20 protein-coding genes are annotated in these 19,882 nt (G+C 59.9%); 14 read left to right on the top strand and 6 right to left on the bottom strand.

Features of this window, described 5'->3' with window-relative positions:
- Positions 1-68 precede the first annotated feature (68 nt).
- Both AB4O36_RS14980 and AB4O36_RS14975 read right to left on the bottom strand, forming a co-directional pair.
- Positions 69-1,382, bottom strand: a complete 1,314-nt coding sequence (locus AB4O36_RS14980; RefSeq protein ID WP_460139575.1) for an ATP-binding protein — start codon at positions 1,380-1,382, stop codon at positions 69-71.
- Positions 1,379-2,119: a response regulator gene (locus AB4O36_RS14975; RefSeq protein ID WP_460126425.1), complete on the bottom strand. Its 741-nt coding sequence runs from the start codon at positions 2,117-2,119 to the stop codon at positions 1,379-1,381. Before AB4O36_RS14975 ends, AB4O36_RS14980 begins: the two co-directional genes overlap by 4 nt.
- 297 nt (positions 2,120-2,416) lie before the next feature.
- Between AB4O36_RS14975 and AB4O36_RS14970 the strand changes: the two genes are divergently transcribed.
- From AB4O36_RS14970 to AB4O36_RS14960, 3 genes are all read left to right on the top strand, one after another.
- Positions 2,417-2,677: a DUF2790 domain-containing protein gene (locus tag AB4O36_RS14970; RefSeq protein WP_460126424.1), complete on the top strand. Its 261-nt coding sequence runs from the start codon at positions 2,417-2,419 to the stop codon at positions 2,675-2,677.
- Between the two features lie 48 nt (positions 2,678-2,725).
- Entirely contained in the window at positions 2,726-2,938 is a 213-nt protein-coding gene (locus AB4O36_RS14965; protein ID WP_460139574.1) for a hypothetical protein, read from the top strand.
- Between the two features lie 169 nt (positions 2,939-3,107).
- On the top strand, positions 3,108-4,325 hold the full coding sequence (locus AB4O36_RS14960) for a cytochrome c biogenesis protein DipZ (protein WP_460139573.1): 1,218 nt from the start codon (positions 3,108-3,110) through the stop codon (positions 4,323-4,325).
- A gap of 17 nt (positions 4,326-4,342) precedes the next feature.
- Here AB4O36_RS14960 and AB4O36_RS14955 read toward each other — a convergent pair whose 3' ends face one another.
- Entirely contained in the window at positions 4,343-4,804 is a 462-nt protein-coding gene (locus AB4O36_RS14955; protein WP_460126419.1) for a GNAT family N-acetyltransferase, read from the bottom strand.
- A 44-nt stretch (positions 4,805-4,848) separates the two neighbouring features.
- Positions 4,849-5,838: an AraC family transcriptional regulator gene (locus tag AB4O36_RS14950; RefSeq protein WP_460139572.1), complete on the bottom strand. Its 990-nt coding sequence runs from the start codon at positions 5,836-5,838 to the stop codon at positions 4,849-4,851.
- 183 nt (positions 5,839-6,021) lie between these two features.
- On the opposite strand from AB4O36_RS14950, the gene AB4O36_RS14945 reads away from it, so the two are divergent.
- The gene (locus tag AB4O36_RS14945; protein ID WP_460139571.1) at positions 6,022-6,291 is read left to right on the top strand and encodes a DUF4242 domain-containing protein; all 270 of its coding nucleotides are present in this window, start codon (positions 6,022-6,024) and stop codon (positions 6,289-6,291) included.
- A 35-nt stretch (positions 6,292-6,326) separates the two neighbouring features.
- Complete coding sequence (locus AB4O36_RS14940; protein ID WP_460139570.1) at positions 6,327-7,136, top strand: class I SAM-dependent methyltransferase; 810 nt, start codon at positions 6,327-6,329, stop codon at positions 7,134-7,136.
- Positions 7,137-7,230: 94 nt separating this feature from the next.
- Here the strand turns inward: AB4O36_RS14940 and pcsA are convergent, their stop codons facing one another.
- On the bottom strand, positions 7,231-7,953 hold the full coding sequence (pcsA, locus tag AB4O36_RS14935) for a phosphatidylcholine synthase (RefSeq protein WP_460126412.1): 723 nt from the start codon (positions 7,951-7,953) through the stop codon (positions 7,231-7,233).
- A gap of 261 nt (positions 7,954-8,214) precedes the next feature.
- Between pcsA and AB4O36_RS14930 the strand changes: the two genes are divergently transcribed.
- From AB4O36_RS14930 to ligD, 4 genes are all read left to right on the top strand, one after another.
- A complete protein-coding gene (locus AB4O36_RS14930) occupies positions 8,215-8,919 on the top strand; it encodes a tellurite resistance TerB family protein (RefSeq protein ID WP_460126410.1) in 705 nt (234 codons plus the stop codon).
- A gap of 257 nt (positions 8,920-9,176) precedes the next feature.
- The gene (locus AB4O36_RS14925; RefSeq protein ID WP_460139569.1) at positions 9,177-10,553 is read left to right on the top strand and encodes an iron-containing redox enzyme family protein; all 1,377 of its coding nucleotides are present in this window, start codon (positions 9,177-9,179) and stop codon (positions 10,551-10,553) included.
- Positions 10,554-10,563: 10 nt separating this feature from the next.
- Positions 10,564-11,556, top strand: coding sequence for a methyltransferase (locus AB4O36_RS14920; protein ID WP_460139568.1), 993 nt, complete (start codon positions 10,564-10,566; stop codon positions 11,554-11,556).
- 2 nt (positions 11,557-11,558) lie between these two features.
- Positions 11,559-14,156, top strand: a complete 2,598-nt coding sequence (gene ligD, locus AB4O36_RS14915; RefSeq protein WP_460139567.1) for a DNA ligase D — start codon at positions 11,559-11,561, stop codon at positions 14,154-14,156.
- 44 nt (positions 14,157-14,200) lie between these two features.
- Here the strand turns inward: ligD and AB4O36_RS14910 are convergent, their stop codons facing one another.
- Positions 14,201-14,602, bottom strand: coding sequence for a hypothetical protein (locus AB4O36_RS14910; RefSeq protein WP_460126404.1), 402 nt, complete (start codon positions 14,600-14,602; stop codon positions 14,201-14,203).
- A 306-nt stretch (positions 14,603-14,908) separates the two neighbouring features.
- On the opposite strand from AB4O36_RS14910, the gene AB4O36_RS14905 reads away from it, so the two are divergent.
- The 5 genes from AB4O36_RS14905 (at position 14,909) to AB4O36_RS14885 (ending at position 19,869) form a co-directional block, all read left to right on the top strand.
- Positions 14,909-15,406 (top strand): hypothetical protein, encoded by a 498-nt coding sequence (locus AB4O36_RS14905; protein WP_460126403.1) that lies wholly within the window; start codon positions 14,909-14,911, stop codon positions 15,404-15,406.
- Positions 15,407-15,791: 385 nt separating this feature from the next.
- Positions 15,792-16,349, top strand: a complete 558-nt coding sequence (locus tag AB4O36_RS14900; RefSeq protein WP_460126402.1) for a polysaccharide biosynthesis/export family protein — start codon at positions 15,792-15,794, stop codon at positions 16,347-16,349.
- Between the two features lie 26 nt (positions 16,350-16,375).
- Complete coding sequence (locus AB4O36_RS14895; RefSeq protein WP_460126400.1) at positions 16,376-17,494, top strand: hypothetical protein; 1,119 nt, start codon at positions 16,376-16,378, stop codon at positions 17,492-17,494.
- Between the two features lie 20 nt (positions 17,495-17,514).
- Positions 17,515-19,074: a GumC family protein gene (locus tag AB4O36_RS14890; protein WP_460139566.1), complete on the top strand. Its 1,560-nt coding sequence runs from the start codon at positions 17,515-17,517 to the stop codon at positions 19,072-19,074.
- A 69-nt stretch (positions 19,075-19,143) separates the two neighbouring features.
- Positions 19,144-19,869, top strand: a complete 726-nt coding sequence (locus tag AB4O36_RS14885; RefSeq protein WP_460126748.1) for a CpsD/CapB family tyrosine-protein kinase — start codon at positions 19,144-19,146, stop codon at positions 19,867-19,869.
- The last annotated feature ends 13 nt before the right edge of the window (positions 19,870-19,882 follow it).

Below are 19,882 nucleotides of genomic sequence, written 5' to 3'. Positions count from 1 at the left end.
TTCAGACAGCCATCATCGTGGACGACCATCGCGACGGTTCGACGCCTCGACATGCTCGCTCCTGCAGGTCAAGGTTTCAGGGGGCTGCTTGGCAGGGTCAATTCTGCGCACAGGCCGCCACCTTCGCGATTACTCAGGGTCAGCGATCCGCCGAGTGCCAGTGCCAGTTGTTGCGCAATGGCCAGGCCCAGGCCCGTACCGCCGGTGCTGCGGTTGCGTGAGTTTTCCACGCGGTAGAAGGGTTCCATGACGTGGGCCAGGTCTTCTTCGGAAATGCCAGGGCCGCGGTCCAAGACTTTCAGCGAAAGCTTGCCGTCAGCCCCGGTTTGCACCTGCAGCTCAGCTGCACCTGCGAACTTCAGCGCGTTGTCGGTCAGGTTTACCAACACCCGGCGCAAGGCATGCGGGCGGGTGTCGATGACCGCGTCGCTTTTTCCGCTCAGTTGCACGAGCTTGTTCATGTCCTGATAGTCGAACACCAGGCTGTCGAGGAAGGAGTCCAGATTGGTGCGGCGGGTCTCTTCGGTGGCGCCATGCACACTGCGGGCATAGGCCACGCCTTCGCGCACCAAGTGCTCCATTTCGCTGAGGTCATTCCACAGTTTGTCTTTTTCGCTGGAGTCGTCCATGAACTCGGCGCGCAGTTTCATGCGGGTGATCGGCGTTTGCAGGTCGTGGGAAATGGCTGCCAGCAGTTGCATGCGCTCCTTCAGGTACGCGGCGATGCGCGCCTGCATGGCGTTGAAAGCCCTGGCGGCGTGGGCCACTTCGGTCGGACCGTTTTCATCCAGAAGCACCGGGTGGGTGTTGGGGTCCAGGGTTTCCACGGCTTGCGCCAGGCGGGTGAGGGGGCCAATGGCGATGCGCACGGCCAGCCAGGTGCACAGGATGAGCAGCGCCAGTTGACCGAGCAACACAAAGGGTAACCACGGTGAGAGCGGCACCATGCTCGGGCGAACATCGATGGTCACCGGGCTGCCATCGGCCAGTTTCAGGTGGACCTGAAAGCGTTTGATCGGGCCGGGAATATCGGTCACGGTCATGGGGTAGTCCATACCGATTGCGTCCTTGATCGATGTCACCGCAATCGGTGTGTCGTTCATGGCTCTGCCTGGCGAACCTTCATCGAGCAGGTAGCGATAGTTACGCCGGTCCAACTGTGGCAACCAGCTTGCCCGCTCATCCGCCGGCAAGCGGTCGAGGATGGCAATCGAGGTGGAAACGTCGGTTTCGAGGTTGCCGAGCATGGTGTTTTTGGCACTTTCGTAGCGCTCGTAATATTGCGCGCCGAAAGACAGCGCCTGCGCCAGGATCAGACCAACCAGGAAAATCAGCGACAGTCGCGAGGCGAGGGTACGGGGCCAGCGCAGCGGGTATTTCATGAGAGCTCACCGAGGATTTCCACTGGCAGGGAAAACACATAGCCCTCACTGCGCACGGTTTTGATGTAGGCCGGTTCGCGCGCATCGTCCAGCAAACGCTGACGCAAACGGCTGACCAGCAGGTCAATGGAGCGGTCGAACAGGTCAGCGTCGCGACCCTGGGTCAGGTTCAGCAACTGGTCGCGGGTCAGCACCCTCTGCGGGTGATCGAGGAACACCCGCAGCAGTCGATATTCCGCGCCGCTCAGGGCAACCATGGTGTCGTCCTTGTCCAGCAAATGTCGGGCTGAAGTGTCCAGGCGCCAGCGTCCGAAAGCAAGCAGCCGTCCGCTTTCGGTCACGACGAGGTTGGGTGGCAGCATCCGCGTCCGACGCAACACGGAGTTGATACGTGCCAGCAGTTCGCGGGCGGCAAACGGCTTGACCAGATAGTCGTCAGCACCCATCTCCAGGCCGATGATGCGATCGGTTTCATCATTGCGTGCCGTGAGCATCAGCACTGGGGTCGCCTTGTGTTTACCGGCGCGAATCTCGCGACACAGCATCAGGCCATCGTCGCCCGGCATCATGATGTCGAGCACGATCAGGTCTACCGGCGTCGATTCCAGGAACGTACGCATCTGCCGGCCATCCGCGACGACCGTGGTGCGCAAACCGTTTTTCTTCAGGTAGTTGCCTACCAGTTCTCGGATTTCACGGTCATCGTCAACGATGAGAATGTGATCGACGTGTTCCATGGTGCAGCCTCAACAAAGGGGGGATGGGCCGCAGTCTATCGAGCCTTTGCCCGCTCGCCCGACACGATTTGTATTGCAGTGTATCTGCTGTGTCGACGGATACACGCGGACAAAAAAACGCCGGATTTGAGGGGTTTTGTATCGCTGTGTATCTCCGGGCGTTCTGGATACGTACCGATTTACACGCGCCGGTTTTGGACACAGACGAGATACCTCGCAGGTTTTAAATGGCTTCCATCGAGGCAAACGCAACCGCCTCACTCGAACACCCAACCATTGAAACCTGAGGATCTCACCATGAACACCAAAGCCATCTACGCCGCCTGCCTGTTTGCCGCCCTGAACATCTGCACCCTGTCGGCCCGCGCCGAAGCCGATGTCAGCGAGAAAACCTACTCGTACGGCACCCACCTGGACATCAAGAAAGTGGTGTCGCTGACCCAGGCCAGCAGCGATACCTGCGGCATTGTCGACGCCAAGCTGACCTACCTGGACTCCCAGAGCAAAACCCAGGTCCTGGACTACCGCAAATTCGGCGAATGCAGCTCGGACAACTGAGTCTGGCGTCGTCTGCACATCCATTCTTTTTGAGACAGGAGCACCATCATGAACAACATCACGCGCTTTCTGACCGCGTCGGCCTTTGCCTTCGCCGGTGCTGCAGCCCACGCCAACGCGGCCGTTGAACAAAGCACCTGCGGTAGCAGCACGTGCTTCCAGCTGGCCCCGGTGAAAAACCAGGGCGCCCATGACTTCCTGGCACAGGACGGCGCGAGCCGTACGCCGCAGGGGCAATCGCTCGATAACCAGATGGCGTGATGTTGGGCGCTGCTCTTGATAACGCCGTTGATCCCCTTGTGGGAGCGGGCTTGCCCGCGATGACGCCCTACCAGTCGATATAGACGTTGAATGTACGGGCCTCATCGCGGGCAAGCCCGCTCCCACAAGGGGTGATGTGGTGTGTCGTGAATACATAAAGGTGATCACCATGTTCCTCATCGCTTTCCTGGGCGGCATCCTGACCGTCCTCAGTCCTTGTATCCTGCCGGTCGTGCCGTTCCTGTTCGCCGGTGTCGACCGCACCCGTTCCTCGATCCTGTTGACCCTTGGCGGCATGGTCATGACCTTCGCCCTCATTTCCAGCCTGGCCGTGGTCAGCAGTGAGTGGGTGATCCAGGCCAACAACACCGGTCGGCACGTCGCCCTGCTGGTCATGGCGCTGTTTGCCCTGTCGCTGATCTCAGCGCGAGTGGGCGGCTGGCTCGCACGTCCATTCGTATTGCTGGGCAATCGCCTGGACCCCAACACCCGCAAAATGTCGGGTCCGCTGGGTTCGCTGATGATCGGCGTGGCCACCGGCCTGCTCTGGGCACCGTGTGCCGGGCCGATTCTCGGGGTCATTCTCACCGGCGCGATGCTGCAGGGCGCCAACGCGCAAACCAGTTTGTTGCTGGTGGCTTACGGCCTGGGCAGTGCGTTGTCACTGGGCACATTGATCTTCGCCGGTCGTGGCCTGGTCAATCGCTTGAAAGCCTCGATTCCGGTCACCGGCTGGCTGCGGCGTGGCACTGGCTTCGCGGTACTGGCCGCTGCACTGGTGATCTCCACCGGTGCTGACAAGACCTTGCTGGCCGGCACTTCCTCCGAAGGCGTCAGCGCTCTGGAGAAAGGCGTACTGCAAAGCGTACCCAAAGTGGTCGACTATCTGGTCAGCAAGGTCCAGGCCGACATGATCGAGGACAATGCCAAAGGCGCCATGCCGTCACTGACCGGTGCCGTGGAGTGGATCAATTCGCCGGCGCTGACCAACGATGCGCTCAAGGGCAAAGTGGTGCTGGTGGATTTCTGGACCTTTGACTGCATCAACTGCCAGCATACCCTGCCGTATGTGAAGGATTGGGCGAAGAAATACGAGAAGGACGGCCTGGTGGTCATCGGCGTGCACACCCCGGAATACGGCTTCGAGCGCATCATCGATAACGTCAAGGCTCAGGTGAAGAAACTCGGCATTACCTACCCGGTGGCCATCGACAATAACTATGCGATCTGGCGCAACTTCGACAACCAGTACTGGCCGGCGCACTATCTGGTCGATGCCAAGGGGCAGGTGCGTTACACCCACTTCGGTGAGGGGCGCTACGACGAGCAGGAAAAAATGATCCAGCAACTGCTGCAAGAGGCCAAGGCCCCCGTACCAGCGGCGTAAACGCAAGGATCAATGGCTCACAGGTCTCGCACCATGAGCCATTGCTCCTTGTCCCAGGCGCGAAAACGCTCAAGCGCGGTCCAGCCACGTTTGGCGTAGTAGGCATGCTGGTCCTGGGTGTGCAAATAAATGTTCCGTTCACCAGCGGCTTTGGCCTGCTCGCAAATCCGCTCGATCAAGGCTTCCGCCAGGCCCTGGCCTCGTGCCTCGGGGGTGACGAACACACAGGCGAGCCACGGTCCCAGGTCTGGCCGCTGTTCCAGGTCAGACCTCGCCAGCGCGGCCCCTCCCAGCAATTGATCGCCCTGCAGTGCAATCAGGCATTTCCAGTCGCCGTTGAGTTGTCCCTGGGCAAACTCCCGTTGCCAGTCGGGGAGGGATTGCTCGGCGTACTCGTAGTGAAACTGTCGATGAATCCACGCGGCGAAGGTGTCGCTGTGTTGCGGATGATCGACCAGCCAGTCCAGGCGCAGTGCCATGCTTGAATCCTTTCAAAAAATGCAGGTGGCCCATAAGAGCCGATTCACGACGTCTCGGCAATCCCGATCTCATTACGGGGGCTAGTCTGCCCGCGCCGCCAGGCCGCAGGTGGCGCGCCGTATTCACGCCGAAAGGCCCGGCTGAAGGCCGTGTCAGTCTGGTAGCCCACCTCTTCGGCGATGCGCAGCAGCGAGCTGTTACTGCTGCGCAACAGATTCGCCGCCAGCAGCATTCGCCATTGCGTCAAATACTGCATCGGCGACACCCCGACCATCTGCTGGAAGCGCTCGGCCAACACCGATCTTGACGTGCCGGCCGTGCGCGCCAGCTCCTCCAGAGTCCAGGTGTGACAGGGCTTCTTGTGCAGCGCATTGAGGGCGGCGCCGACGATCCGGTCACCCACGCCCGCCAGCCAACCGGTGCGACCCTCGCCCTGCTGGTGCATGTACAGGCGCAGCACCTCGATGAACAGCACCTCCGCCAGCTTGGCCAGGACGCCTTCGCCACCCGGACGAGGCGAGCGGGCTTCGGCCAGTGCGTAGCGCACCGAGGACTCGAGCCATTTGCCGGCGTTGGAACCCCGCACGTTGACTCGAACTACCGTCGGCAAGCCAGTCAACAACATGCCCGCCAGGCGCTTGTCGCACGCCAGGTAACCGCAGACCAGACGGCAGACCGTGCCACCTCCGCCGTAATTGAGCTGCCGTGGACGGCGCGCCAGGATCTCGTCCAGCCGCGCAGAGGCGGCGGGTCTCAAACCAGGCTGGGAACTCATGCGATGGGCGTCTCCCTGGGGAAACAACACCACGTCTCCGGCACTCAGGAGCAGTGTCGGGGCATCGCCGAGCTCGACGTAACACTCGCCTTCGGTGATCAGGTGAAAAATCACCACCCGCTCGGCGTCGGGCTCCAGGAACGGGGCAGCGGTGTCGGCGTGGGGCGATTGATAGCACCAGGGGGCCGTAAATCTCGCACTGATGAAGATTGCACCGACCAGGCGGACCACACGCAGGGTCTGGGACAGGGCGTCCATGAGGGGTTTCCCCTGTTTGGCGAAATGTTTTTGATTGTGAGCCTGTTGTGGCGCTTGGGAAAACCTCCGGACGATCGGACAGTCTTGCCCGACGATCGGATAGGACGCTCCCGGTCAGCGGCGCGATAGTGGACGCACAGGGCCTGCCGGCCCTGTCATCCATAACAAGAATGAGAGGTTGCCATGCCCAAGTTCGTCATTGAACGTGAGATTCCAGGCGCTGGAACACTGTCAGAAAGGGATCTGAAAGCGGCTTCACAAAAGTCCTGCAAGGCGTTGCGAGATTTGCCTCAGGTGCAGTGGCAGCAGAGCTATGTCACCGGTGACAAACTCTACTGCGTGTACATCGCACCCGACGAGGAGTCGATCAGGGAACATGCCAGGCAAAGTGGTTTCCCGGCCAACAGCATTGCCCGGGTTGCCACCATCATCGATCCCACCACGGCCGAATGAGCCTTGGCATTGTATTCCCTGAACGGAGCTGTTTTATGAGTACTCCCATTGATCTTGCTGCCTTGAAAAACCGCCAGATGGCCTCCTGGGCCAGTGGCGACTACGCCGTGATCGGCACCACCCTGCAACTGGTGGGCGAGCAGTTGGCCGAAGCCTGCGACCTGCTGTGCGATGAGCGCGTGCTGGACGTTGCGGCCGGCAACGGCAATGCGACGCTGGCGGCCGCGCGCCGAGGAGCCCACGTCACCTCCACCGACTATGTGGCGGCCCTGCTGGAGCGCGGCGAAGACCGGGCACGGGCCGAACGGCTGGAAGTGACTTTCCAGGTGGCCGACGCCGAGGCGCTGCCGTTCAAGGACGACAGTTTCGACCTGGTACTGTCTACCTTCGGTGTGATGTTCGCGCCTGACCAGGTGAAGGCCGCCGCCGAACTGGCGCGGGTTTGCCGCCAGGGCGGGCGAATCGGCCTGGCCAACTGGACGCCTGACGGTTTTGTCGGGCAGATGTTCAAGACCCTCGGCCGGCACTTGCCACCTTCCGGAGCACAACCGCCGTCGAACTGGGGCAGCGAGCCCTGGTTGCACGAGCACTTTGAAGAGCGGGATTTCCTGATCCAGGTGACCCGGCGCTCCTTCAACTTCCGCTATCGCTCGGCGGCGCACTTCATCGACACCTTCCGCACCTGGTATGGCCCGGTCCACAAGGCCTTCGCCGCACTGCCAGCCGAAGCGGCCCAGGCGCTGGAAGCGGACTTGACCGAACTGATCAACCGCTCGAACCGCGCCGGTGAGAAATCGCTGGTGGTGCCGAGCGAATACCTTGAAGTGGTGATCACTCGGCGCTGAGGTGGGTTATTGAGAGATTCCCCTGTGGGAGCGAGCAGGCTCGCTCCCACAGGGGGTAGTGATCTATGTCGCGGGCACACCACACCCTTCGATGTCAGCGATGCCGCGCTTCGTCGAACCACTCCATCGCCGTGCGCCAGATGCAGATACCCAGGAAGTACGCCGACATCAGTAGCCAGAGGCCCATCACCAGAGGGTTGATCACCGGGTGGTTGATCACCAGCGAAAGGCTGCACAGCAACCAGATGGCGGTCACGGCGATGTTGATCGGCATGAAACGGCGCACCCGGAATGGGTGCAGGAATTTCATCCGGGTCACGGTCAGCAGCGCCAGGCCAATGACCGTGAGCAGGGTGATCCAGGGCGACGGCGCAATGATGTACAGGCACAACGCAACCACATTCCAGGCAGCGGGGAAGCCCTGGAAGTAGTTGTCCTTGCTTTTCATGTTGACGTTGCAGAAACAGAACAGTGACGACACCAGGATCAGCGACACCGTCAGCAGCAGTGTGTAGTCCGGCAGCGGGATGTAGCGATAGATGAACAGGGCAGGGATGAACACATAGGTGAGGTAATCGATCACCAGGTCGAGGATCGACCCGTCGAAACTGGGCAAGACAGACTGCACATTGACCTTGCGCGCGAGTGCGCCATCCAGCCCGTCGACAATCAGCGCAACGCCCAGCCACAGCAGGCAATTGGTCGGCTGGTTCTCCAGCAGGGCGAGCGTGGCGAGGAAGGCAGTGACCACTCCGGTGGCGGTGAAACCGTGGGCACCCCACGCTTTGAGTCTGGCGATGTGTAGGGTCGAAATCACGGGGCATTCTCCAGAAAGTCAAACAAGCCAATCATCACCCTCGAGGTCCGGGGGCGGTGGCAAACCGGGTCGGGTTGCAGGTATCGACCGAAAATCCGGGAATAAGGTTCACCATCCGTGAATCTTAGCTGGGCCTCGTAAAAACACTGCGGATTAATCCAGTCGCCATTTTGCGTATTTGTCGGCTAAACGGTGCTGGCGCAATGGGGGACGCGGTCTATCGTTCTCAGACGGAATGCTCCCTTCGATGAGGACGTCGTCATGAACACCAGCGATTTGCTCGAACAACTGCTGCGAGCCGGCCAAGGCTCAATGACCCGTCCGGGCGGCGCGCCCCAGGGGGGCACGGGGGGCGACCTGGGTGGATTGCTCGGTGGCCTGCTGGGTGGTGGCGCCGGTGCGGGCGGCGGCCTGGGTGGCCTGCTGGGCGGGTTGCTCGGTGGCGGCTCGGCGTTGGGTGGTGCAAGTCAGCGCCGTTCGGGCGGCGGGACCAACTACGCCGCGCTCGCCTCGTTGGGCATGATGGCATTCCAGGCCTATCAAGCCTGGCAGCGCAGCCAGGCCGCCGCTCCCCAGCAGGCCTTGCGCACGGCTGACATGCTGGCCGGCCCGGAGGTCGAAAGTCACAGCCACGCGGTGCTGCGGGCACTGATTGCGGCCGCCAAGGCCGACGGTCGCATCGATGAGGCCGAGAGGCAGATGATCAGCACGGAAATCGGCCGTCATACCGACGACCCTGAGTTGCAGCAGTGGTTGGACGACGAAGTCGCCAAGCCGCTGGACGCCCATGACGTGGCGCAATCAGCGACAGACCCTGCGATGGCCGCCGAGATGTATCTGGCCAGTGTGATGGTGGCTGGGGATCAGCAGGGCGCCGAGCGCGACTACCTGGATGAACTGGCGGCGGCGTTGCAGATCGACCCGCAGTTGCAGGTGCACCTGGAGCAGCAGGCCAGGGGCGTTTGAGTTTTGTGCCTTGGTTGAGTTATCCGGCCGCATCGCGGGCAAGCTCGCTCCTACAATGTATTCGCATCGCTACCGTAGGAGCGGGCTTGCCCGCGATGAGGCCATTCCATCCAATGCAGATAAAGGTGCCCTCCACAAAGTCCGTCCATCCCTGCATTCCAAAACCCGATTGAATTTTTGCCCCAGCGCATCGCTCTGCTGAAGAAGAGACGTTGTTTCAGCGTCCTGCCCCGGCCAACAGACCGAGAGATGCGCCCATGACTGCCCTGACCCAAATCCATTCCCGGCCTGCTCAAGAGATCCGCAGCGCCGGCTGCCTCAAACAGACTTACGAACAATTGCTGCTCGGTGATGATCCCGGCCAGCGTCGCGACCTTGGCCAAGCCTTTCTCGAGACTCAGCTACAGAAGGCCGCCAGCTTGCCGGATGAATTGCCACGGGACATTTCGGCCCTGCAAGGATTCGTCGAGCAGCACTGTGCCGACGTGGCGAGCCAGTACGGCGAATACCTGAGCGCGCGCCAAGAGGGTGGCCCGCGCCAGTTTTTCCATAATAAGGCACACGCACTGTTTTTCCTCCAGGCAGTCAGCCCGACCAAACTGGTCGACGGCGCCTGGCTGTACGGTTTGCTTGAGCATTGGCGCGATCCGCGTTTCGACGGTTTGATCTGCACCTACCTGGAAGAGCTGGGTGACGGCAACCCGGCGCAGAATCATGTGGTGATTTATCGCAAGCTGCTGGCCGAACACGGTTTGGACAGCTCGGTGGTCCCTGACGAGTACTATTTGCAAGGCGCCATCCAGCTGGCGTTGGGCGAATGTGCCGAGCAGTTTCTCCCGGAAGTGATTGGTTACAACCTGGGTTACGAACAATTGCCGCTGCACTTGCTGATCAGCGCCTATGAACTGCGCGAGCTGGGCATCGATCCGTATTACTTCACTTTGCACGTCACCATCGATAACGCCAGCACCGGGCATGCGCAAAAAGCCGTGCAATCGGTGCTGGAGCTGTTGCCGATCGAGGGCGATCGCGAGGCGTTCCTGCGGCGGGTGGCAGTGGGGTATCGGCTCAATGACCTGGGGCTCGGGAGTCGGGCGATTATCGAATCGTTCGACCTGGACGCCGAAGTACTGGGCATGCTCGAACGCAAGCGACCTTTCGGCCAGCACATGCATTCCGATTACTGCCGTTTCGAAGGCAAGACCGTCAATCAGTGGCTGGCCTCGCGGGAGCAACTGCCCGGCTTTCTCGCTGCCATGGAGAACAAGGGCTGGATCAAGCGCAACCAGGACCCGCAGCAGAGCCGCTTCTGGCAGTTGATCGAGGGCAACGGGGCGGCGATGTTCGGGGTATTCAGTCCCTTTGAGAAACAACTGCTGCACGACTGGATCGCCGGCGACTGGAAGCCCGAACGCAAAACGCCGCCCGTGCGTAGCACCAGCACTCCGGCGATGGAGCCCACCCCCCCAGCGGCCGACCCGGATGTTCAACGTTTGCAGGTCGCGCTACAGAGCGTGCCCGCCCATGAGCAGATGCAAGTGCTGCTGCCATGGTTGTCGGCCCATCGCCATGCGCACCCAGCCGGACTGCTTGCCACCCGCCGCTTCATCGAACTCAAATCCAGCCTGCGATAAGGAATGCCGCATGAATGAACTATCACAACTCAATGCAGCCGATCTGGCGCTGGTACAACTGGGGCGCCGTTTGCAGGCGGACGGTTATCGCTTCATCACGCCGACGCCGCTGACCCATCAACGAGTCAATGACCGGGCGTTCGGGCAGAGCGCGCGGAACCTGCGTGAAGTGTTCGGCTGGTCTCGCTCATTCGAGCCAGGGCTGTTGTCACCCGACGAGCAGCAACAGTTGCACCAGGCGGGCGTACTGGAAGAGAGCAATGGCCGAATGAAGAGCCGGATCCGCTGGTCGAGCCTGGATGACCTGCTATTCGTGCATTCCGGGTTTCCCACCGATGCTGCGGACTCCGTGTTTTTCGGGCCGGACACCTATCGCTTTGCGCAACTGATCCACCGCCATCTGCAGCAGTCCTTCACTCCGATAAGGCGCGCGGTGGACATCGGCTGCGGCGCCGGTGTCGGGGCCATTGTCATTGCCCGGGCACGGCATGAGGCCCAGGTGCTGGCGGTCGATATCAATCCGGCGGCGCTACGTTTGACCGCTGTGAACGCGGCGTTGGCCGAAGTGAGCAACCTCACTGTCGAAACCAGCGATGTGCTGCAGGGGGTGGACGGCAGTTTCGACCTGATCGTCGCCAATCCTCCCTATATGGCCGACCCCAACGAACGCGCGTATCGCCACGGCGGGGGCGCACTGGGCGCACAGCTGTCGTTGCGCATCGTCGAGCAGGCGTTGAATCGTTTGGCGCCAGAGGGTTCGCTGGTGCTGTACACCGGTGTGGCGATGGTCGATGGCTGCGACCCGTTTCTCGATGCCGTGACGCCTTACCTGGATTCGGCGCGATTTGGCTGGACGTATCAGGAAATCGACCCCGACGTCTTCGGAGAGGAACTGCTGACCCCCGGCTACCAACGGGTGGAGCGTATTGCCGTGGTCGCCCTGATTGTGACGCGGCTCGGCGGGGACGCTGGCGCCAAGGTTGAATCAGCCACAGGTGATTGAACATGAACAAGGATCTGGACGACTACAACCGTATGCGCGATTTCTCGGCCACGTCGGAACCGGCCGCCAAACGCCCGGGCAAGAAATCCGCAAAGGCCCATGCCTTGCAGTTCTGTATCCAGAAGCATGACGCCTCGCGCCTGCATTACGACTTTCGCCTGGAACTCGATGGTGCGCTGAAGAGCTGGGCCGTGCCCAAGGGACCGTCGCTGGATCCCAAGGTCAAGCGCCTGGCGGTGCATGTCGAAGATCACCCCATCGACTATGCGACCTTCGAGGGCAGTATCCCCGAAGGCCATTATGGTGCTGGCGATGTGATCGTTTGGGACCGTGGCGTATGGATACCCCAGGAAGACCCTGCCAAGGCGTACGCCAAGGGCAAGCTCAAGTTCGAGTTGCAGGGCGAGAAGCTTGCCGGCTTATGGAACCTGGTGCGAACGCACATGCCCGGCAAGCAGGAACAATGGTTTTTGATCAAACACCAGGACAGTGCCGCCAAGCCTGAAAGCGATTACGACATAGTGACCGCCGAGCCGGACAGTGTGCTCAGCGACCGAACCATCGAGCCCAAAATGGCCAGGACGGCCGCCAAGCCCAAGCCCGTCAAGAAACCGGCCAGTAAAGTCGCGGCCAAACCGCAGTCGGCGAAACTGACCGGCGCGCACAAGGCCAAGCTGCCGGAGTCGTTCAAGCCCGAGCTGGCGACGCTGGTTGTAACGGCCCCGGAGGGCGAGTGGAGCTACGAGATCAAATTCGACGGCTACCGGATCATGGCGCGCATTGATCACGGCGAAGTGAAACTCTTTACCCGCAACGGCCATGACTGGACGCACAAGTTGCCCAACCAAGCCGAAGCATTGGCGGCGCTGCAACTGGAGTCGGCCTGGCTCGACGGTGAAATGGTGGTGGCGAACGAACAGGGCGTCCCCGATTTCCAGGCATTGCAAAACGCTTTCGATAGCGCCCACAGTGAAAACATCCTCTATTACCTGTTCGATATGCCTTACCTCAACGGCGTCGACCTGCGCGAAGTGCCGGTGGAGGAGCGTCGAGTGGCACTGGCGACGGTGCTCAAGACCGCCAAGGACCCGCTGCTGCGCTTCTCCGAAGCGTTTGCCGAAGCCCCCGATGCGCTTTTGAACAGTGCGTGCCAGATGCAGATGGAAGGCCTGATCGGCAAACGCCTGGGTTCACCCTATGTCTCACGGCGCAGCAGCGACTGGATCAAGCTCAAATGCAAGCATCGGCAAGAGTTCGTCGTGGTGGGTTACACCGATCCCAAGGGGGCCCGCAGTGGTTTCGGCGCGTTGCTGTTGGGGCTGCATGACAAGGACAGTGGAGAACTGCGTTATGCCGGCAAGGTCGGCACCGGCTTCAATGAAGCCACGCTGATGCGTATTTATGAGCAGCTCAAGCCGCTGCAGGCCAGGAAGGCGTCAGTCGTCAATCCGCCGAGCGGGTTTGACGCCAAGGGCGTGCACTGGCTCAAACCGACCTTGCTGGCCGAAGTGGCCTTTGCGGAAATGACCAAGGAGGGTTCGGTGCGCCACGCTGTGTTCCATGGTCTGCGCAACGACAAGCCCGCCAAAGCCATAACTGAGGAGCGACCCACTGTGGTGACGAAAGCTGCCCAGGAAAAACCCGCAGGCAAGAAGGCCAGCCCCACCAGGAAGGCCGCCGAAAAGGTGGTACCGGCTCCGTCCCAACTGGGGCTGGCCCAGGGCAAGGTCCGTATCACTCACCCCGACCGGGTGATCGATGCCGCCAGTGGCACGACAAAGATGCAACTGGCGGAGTACTACGCCAGTGTCGCCAAGTGGATCCTGCCTCAGTTGAAAGATCGCCCTGTGGCGCTGGTGCGCGCCCCGGACGGCATCGCGGGCGAATTGTTTTTCCAGAAAAACGCCGAAAAACTGGCGATTCCCGGGATCACCGTGCTGGACAAGGAGCTCACGGGCCAGCCCATCATGATCGTCAATAATGCCGAGGCGTTGATTGGCGCCGTGCAAATGAGCACCGTGGAGCTGCACACCTGGAACGCCACTTCAACCAACCTCGACAAGCCTGACCGCTTCGTGCTCGACCTGGACCCGGACCCGGCGCTGCCTTGGAAAAGCATGGTTGAAGCGACGCATCTGACCCTGTCGGTTCTGGACGAGCTGGGGCTCAAGGCATTCCTGAAGACCAGCGGCGGCAAGGGCATTCATATCGTGGTGCCAATAACGCGCAAGTTTGGTTGGGATGAGGTGAAGGATTTCAGCCACGCCATCGTCAGCCACATCGCCAAACTGCTGCCAGAGCGCTTTTCTGCCGTCTCGGGGCCAAAGAACCGGGTCGGACGAATCTTCATCGACTACCTGCGCAACGGCCTCGGTGCCACGACGATCTGCGCCTACGCGGCACGTACCCGCGAAGGGTTGCCGGTGTCGGTGCCGATCTTTCGTGAGGAAGTGGCTGAGCTCAAGGGTGGCAACCAGTGGAACATTCACAACGTCCATCAGCGCCTGACAGAGGTGGGGGACGACCCCTGGGCGCAGTTGAGCAAGACCCGGCAGTCGATTACCGCCGAGATGAGGCGCAGAGTCGGAATGAAAAAATAACCTCTTGCTCACGTAGTGGATTGATCTGATCTCGATGCCGCCTCTCAGGCATCGCGCAGCAGGTCATTGGCATTGAGCAAGGCAAAGGCAATCTCCGGACGCTTCTCCAGCCCGCGACGAATCGCGCTCGGGATCGCCTGCCGAGTCTTGCGACACAGTCCTGGCAGCTCGTCGATCGTAATGGCGATGCCGCGCATGGTGCGCACTTCGTTAAAACCAGGGGCGATCTCTACACGAATGCCCAACTGCTGGTACATCTTCTGCTGCATCCCCTCCAAATCGCTGAGACTTCGCAGGTTTTCCAGGCGCTCCAGCAGACGCTTTTCTTCGTTGCGCGTCAAAAACAGGATGCGCAGATCGGCGCCCGGCGTCTCCAGCAGCGGTTCACGCTCGCAGATGCAGGCACCGGGTGGGCAGGGTTGTCGGATCGTCAGCGAAGTTGTCATGGGCTCAATCATAAAGCGCTGCGCGACAATTTGCCCATCACTGTGAACGCCGCGGATTTACCCGTCTGCACGTCGTTCAGGCAGTGCGAAAAAACGTACTTGTGAATCAATTCATAGGCATAGCGCAGGTATCGCGAAACACCCTTTAAAGTCGATATTTTGACGTCATTTGACCTTGATTTTTATTTTTTACCGTTCAGGTGACGGGCCATTGACGTAATGGCTATGTGCTTATAGTCTGCTGAAAAACCGGTCACGATTCCTTCGTCCGGCAACAGAAACATCCGCTGGGCAGGGAGGCGGTTTATGCGCAAATCACTCGTCTTTAAATGCGTTTTGTTGTCGGTGCTCTTTAATGGTGCAGCTATCACCAGCGCGCAAGCGAGTCATTTGGCCTATGAAATTAGTCGCATACAAGGCTCTTGCGAGGCATTTGCGCCTCAACAGGGCACAGCCGCTGAAGAACAGATTGGCACATCCTTGAATGTCGGCGGCGGTTCCGGAACACCCGCAGCAACCCTCGAAACCCATTCGGCCAACAACACCAAACAGCAGTTCAATTTACTCGTGAATTCCGCTGCCAAAGTGGGCGCCTCCGTCAATACTTCTGCCTGCGACGGATTAATGGCGCAACTTGCCAAGAGTAATTTTCTGGCAAATTCCGAGACTCAGACTAAGGTGTTGAGTGCAGGGGCTGAAGTCTTTACCAATCAACCAATTGCCGTCTCGTTGCCGGCTGCGGCGTGGCTGTTTTCATCGGCGCTGTTCGGTTTCGTGATGGTCGCCAATCGCCGCAAGGTGTAGCGATGGTTGATGGTCAATATTGAGAAGAAACAACTTGGTTGATATCAATTTGATGCGCCTATGGCGGCACCTTAGTTGATGCGTTTCATGCGTGTGTTTGGCGATGTAGTTGCTGAATGACAGGCTCTTGTAAATAGAGTGCTATTAATTTGGCGGGTATGCATCGGGGGTAATATGTTTGACTGCACATTGTTGTTAAATAAGAAACTTCCTTCGCAGAAGCCTGCCAACCAGAAGATTTTTACGCCGTTACGCCGACCATTGGCGGCTTCAAGGCGCAAAAAATCTTCTTGTGAGCGATATCTCGATGTGAGCATGGGCGAGCGTGAATCGCTTCCCGTTTTATGCAAAGCTTCTTGCATGGCTATCTAGCGGAGGGACCCCGATGTCACGTTTCTTGCTACCTGTCTTTTTTGCGCTGGCTGTTCTGCCCAGCGTTTCCGGCGCCGCTGAAAGTAATTCCCCCTACTACTTGAATCCGGGTGACAGGATTGCGATCTCCGTCTGGGGCGAAGACAAGCTCAAGGAGGAGGTGAGTGTGCTCCCCGACGGCAGCATTACCTTCCCGCTGGCGGGCAAGATCGACGTACAGGGGCTGGACTCCACCGCCGTCGAGGAAAAGTTGGCAGCCAGGCTCGAGAAGTTCATACCTGATCCGCAGGTAAGCGTTGTCATCACGGGTACCGAGGGCAATCTCGTCTACGTGCAGGGCAAGGTGCTCAAACCGGGCACCGTGCCGATGTCCCGCGCCCTCACGGTGCTGCAAGCATTGAGCCTCTCGGGCGGCCTCGACAAGTTTGCCGACAAGGATGAGATCAAGGTGGTGCGCAGCAAGGGCGGCACGCAACAGATCCTGCCCGTGCGTTATGGCGACCTGATGTCCGGGCGTGACATGTCCACCAATATCCAGCTCCAGGCCGGCGATACGCTGGTCGTGCCTTGACCTTGCGCAACGCATCTGGAGTGACCTTGATGACGCTGCGAAGAACCGGAATTGCGACGGCGATGTTTGTCCTGCCGTGCTCCGGCATGGTCTACGCTGCTACCTGGCAATCGGCAATCACGGTGCCATCGACTGTCGAGTACGACAGTAATCCGACGTTGGCGACCAGCGGCGAGAAAGGCGTGACACGCTACATCGTCGCTCCGGATGCGAGACTCGTGGGGACTGCCGACCAGGACGAGTTCCAGTTTGGGTTGGGCCTGTATGTCGTGCGCTCGTCGGACACGGCGATCGTGACCGACCGTGAAGATCCAAGACTCAAGCTGGGCTGGCTGCGGGAAACCGAAACCGGTGCCTTTGGCCTCACGGCGCGGTATGAGGAAAGCTCCACCTTGTCCTCGACGGTTCAGGAAACCGGTGTTGTCGTGCCTGACGGCACTCAGAAAATGTCGTCGCTGGAGGGTACCTGGCGCATGGCCTTGAGCGAGCGCAGCACCCTGAACAACGATATCGAGTACCGGCACGTCACCTACGATATCAATACGCTGACCAACTACGACGAGCTGTCGAACCGCTTGGGCTATACCTACGCATGGAGCGAACGTATGGAGCTGTTCACCCGACTGGGGTTCAAGCACTACAAGCCTGACTCCCAGGTGCCATTAGTGGAGTCTTCGAACAGCTACACCCCCGATGTCGGCGTGAATTACCAGTTTTCCGAGAAACTCCGGGGCACGGTGTACCTGGGTGTCAACGAGGAATCCAACGCCAACAGCGGCCCGAGTGCCCAAGGGGGGATGTCACTGGATTACAGCGGTGACCGCGCGGATGCCGGGATCGAAGCCAGTCGTAACTCCGTGGCCAGCGGCGACGGCGGTTTTGTCGAGGTCGACAGCATCAGTGGTGTCTGGAGCTACGCCCTCGATGAAACCCGCCGTGCCGGCATTGCGGCCTCCTGGCAGGACTCCAAGGGCCAGACGCCCAACACATTGCGCAACTACAGCGCCTGGTTCAGTCAGGAGATCTCGCCTTTTTGGTTCGCGCGCCTATCCTACACATACAAACAACGCCAGCAAGATGGTTTGCCGGATGCTACTGCAAACGTCGTCGGGTTGACGCTGACTTATAGCTACCCCGGTTTCTGAAATTCTGTAGTGTGAGAAATATGGCCACTGAATACGAAATGTCGGTCAACGACTACCTTGCTATCGTCAAGCATCATGCGCTGCTGATCATCCTGAGCGTCACGGCCATTCTCGGCGTGTGCCTGGCCGTTGCGCTTTCCTTGCCGCCGACCTATGAGTCGTCCGGCACCATTCTGGTCGAGTCGCAACAGATTTCGCCGGACCTGGTGGGGCCCAACAACAATACCTTTGCCGATGAGCGCATCGAGGTGATTCGCCAGCGCGTGATGACCCGTGAGCACCTGGAAGGGATCATCAATAAATACAACTTGTTCACCTCGCAAAGCCGACAACTGACCCTGAGCGAAAAGATCGAGGAAATGCGTAACTCGATCACCGTTTCGCTGGTCAGCGCGGATGTCAAAGGCCGGGGAGAGGTGACGATTGCATTTCGTCTGGGCTTTGAACACCGTCAACCGGACATCGCCAACAAGGTGGCCAATGAGCTGGTTACGTTGTTCCTGGACGAAAACATCAAGCAGCGCACCGAGCGGGCCAGTGAAACCACCGAGTTCCTGACCCAGGAAGCCGACAAGCTGCGGGTCGAACTCGAAACCCTGGAAAATCGCCTGGCGGACTTCAAGCAGGCGCACAGCAATGCGCTGCCCGAGCACCAGGAACTGCGCATGAACATGCTGACGCGTGCCGAGACCGAGCTCAAGGAGGTCGATCGCGACTACAAGTCCGCCCGGGAAGAAATGCGCTTCAACGAGCTGGAGCTGTCTGCGGCCAATTCCGGTCTGGCGTCCGCGCCTGGCGTGGGCGGTGCCGCCGCGGCCCAACCGCAGGATCTGGGCAGTCTGAAGGCGGAGTACGCGCGGCTGATGTCGCTGTACACCGAGGCTCATCCCGATGTGCGCGCGGTCAAACGCAAGATTGCAGCCCTTGAGGCCCAGGGCTCTTCGGGTAAAGCGCTTCCAGCCAGCATGGATGTGGCCAAGGCCCAGGCGCGTATTTCCGCTTCCGAGGCGCGCATCCAGTCACTGGCCGACCAGAAGCAGCAAATCCTCAAGAAGATTTCCACCTACGAGGCGCAGATTCTGGAAACGCCGCAAGTCGAGCGTGGCCTTGTCACGTTGATGCGCGACCACGAAAATGCGCGCAAGAAATACGAGGAAATTCGCACCAAGGAAATGAGTGCGAAAATTTCCGAGAGCCTCGAGCAGGAAAACAAGGCCGAGCGGTTCGTACTGCTGGAGTCGCCGCTGATGCCGGAGCGGCCAATCAAGCCCAACCGCAAGAAAGTGGTTGCCATGGGCCTGGTGCTCGCCCCGGTGGGCGCGGGAGCCCTGGTCATGCTGCTGGAGCTGATCAACCCGCGTGTGCGTGGCACCGAAGCGCTGGCCAGCGTACTGGGCAAGCGGGTACTGGTTTCCATTCCCTATATTCACACCCGAGCGGAATTGGCACGCCGCAAGCAATGGCGAGTGCGTCTGGTCATCATAGGGCTCGTGATTTTCACGATCTTCCTGGTGCTCGTGCACTTCCTCTACATGCCCCTGGATCTTTTGATGATCAAAGCTCTGGGCCGGTTTGCATAAGGAAAGACAGCGATGGACATTCTCAAGCCCGATGCCGACAAGGCCGAGCAACCCGCCTCGTCAAAGGCCATGACACCGACCGGTTCGGGGCTCAATGCGCTCAGTTATGTACAGACCAGGGTGGTGCCTCTGCGGTACGACCATCTGGAGCGCAACCGCATTGTTGCTTACAACAAGAACTCGAACATGGGTGGCGCGTTCGACCTGCTGCGTACGCAGGTCCTTAAAGCCATGGATGAAAATGGCTGGCGCACCCTGGCCATCACCTCGCCGACGCCGGAGGCCGGCAAGACGGTACTGGCGATCAACCTGGCCATGAGTATCGCCCATCACACTACCAAGACTGCGTTGCTGGTGGACTTCGACCTGCGTCGTCCCAAGGTGGGTTCCTGCCTGGGGTTGTCGATGGAGAAGTCGCTCAATGAGCTGCTGAGCAACCAGGCTGAACTGCATGATGTGCTGGTCAATCCGACGTTGCCGCGTTTTGTGGTCTTGCCCACGCGAGAGCCAATTCCCTTGTCCACCGAGGTGCTGTCGTCGCCCGAGGTGAGCAATCTGATCGTCGATCTGCGCGAACGTTACGACTCGCGTATCGTGATTTTCGACTTGCCGCCGGTCCTGAGTTCGGATGACGTGATCACCGTCCTTCCGAAATTCGACTGTGTGCTGTTGGTGGTGGCTAACGGTGTGAACAGTAACAAGGAAATCGAGGAAAGCCTCCATCACCTGGACGGCGCCAATCTCATCGGTACGGTGCTGAACAAGGCCGAGCCGCAAAACCGCACTTACTACTGAAGTGATGCTTATC

The sequence above is a fragment of the Pseudomonas sp. S2_E01 genome, assembly GCF_054668365.1.
This window is presented reverse-complemented; position numbering and strand designations above follow the sequence as displayed.

What these genes read in the sequence shown, in the direction of transcription:
- AB4O36_RS14930 (WP_460126410.1), top strand. Translation starts at nt 8,215, where the DNA reads ATGAACACCAGCGATTTGCTCGAACAACTGCTGCGAGCCGGCCAAGGC.
- AB4O36_RS14905 (WP_460126403.1), top strand. Translation starts at nt 14,909, where the DNA reads ATGCGCAAATCACTCGTCTTTAAATGCGTTTTGTTGTCGGTGCTCTTT.
- AB4O36_RS14940 (WP_460139570.1), top strand. Translation starts at nt 6,327, where the DNA reads ATGAGTACTCCCATTGATCTTGCTGCCTTGAAAAACCGCCAGATGGCC.
- AB4O36_RS14885 (WP_460126748.1), top strand. Translation starts at nt 19,144, where the DNA reads ATGACACCGACCGGTTCGGGGCTCAATGCGCTCAGTTATGTACAGACC.
- AB4O36_RS14975 (WP_460126425.1), bottom strand. Translation starts at nt 2,119, where the DNA reads ATGGAACACGTCGATCACATTCTCATCGTTGACGATGACCGTGAAATC.
- AB4O36_RS14925 (WP_460139569.1), top strand. Translation starts at nt 9,177, where the DNA reads ATGACTGCCCTGACCCAAATCCATTCCCGGCCTGCTCAAGAGATCCGC.
- AB4O36_RS14960 (WP_460139573.1), top strand. Translation starts at nt 3,108, where the DNA reads ATGTTCCTCATCGCTTTCCTGGGCGGCATCCTGACCGTCCTCAGTCCT.
- AB4O36_RS14970 (WP_460126424.1), top strand. Translation starts at nt 2,417, where the DNA reads ATGAACACCAAAGCCATCTACGCCGCCTGCCTGTTTGCCGCCCTGAAC.
- AB4O36_RS14920 (WP_460139568.1), top strand. Translation starts at nt 10,564, where the DNA reads ATGAATGAACTATCACAACTCAATGCAGCCGATCTGGCGCTGGTACAA.
- ligD (WP_460139567.1), top strand. Translation starts at nt 11,559, where the DNA reads ATGAACAAGGATCTGGACGACTACAACCGTATGCGCGATTTCTCGGCC.
- AB4O36_RS14890 (WP_460139566.1), top strand. Translation starts at nt 17,515, where the DNA reads ATGGCCACTGAATACGAAATGTCGGTCAACGACTACCTTGCTATCGTC.
- AB4O36_RS14980 (WP_460139575.1), bottom strand. Translation starts at nt 1,382, where the DNA reads ATGAAATACCCGCTGCGCTGGCCCCGTACCCTCGCCTCGCGACTGTCG.
- AB4O36_RS14900 (WP_460126402.1), top strand. Translation starts at nt 15,792, where the DNA reads ATGTCACGTTTCTTGCTACCTGTCTTTTTTGCGCTGGCTGTTCTGCCC.
- AB4O36_RS14910 (WP_460126404.1), bottom strand. Translation starts at nt 14,602, where the DNA reads ATGACAACTTCGCTGACGATCCGACAACCCTGCCCACCCGGTGCCTGC.
- AB4O36_RS14965 (WP_460139574.1), top strand. Translation starts at nt 2,726, where the DNA reads ATGAACAACATCACGCGCTTTCTGACCGCGTCGGCCTTTGCCTTCGCC.
- AB4O36_RS14950 (WP_460139572.1), bottom strand. Translation starts at nt 5,838, where the DNA reads ATGGACGCCCTGTCCCAGACCCTGCGTGTGGTCCGCCTGGTCGGTGCA.
- AB4O36_RS14955 (WP_460126419.1), bottom strand. Translation starts at nt 4,804, where the DNA reads ATGGCACTGCGCCTGGACTGGCTGGTCGATCATCCGCAACACAGCGAC.
- AB4O36_RS14945 (WP_460139571.1), top strand. Translation starts at nt 6,022, where the DNA reads ATGCCCAAGTTCGTCATTGAACGTGAGATTCCAGGCGCTGGAACACTG.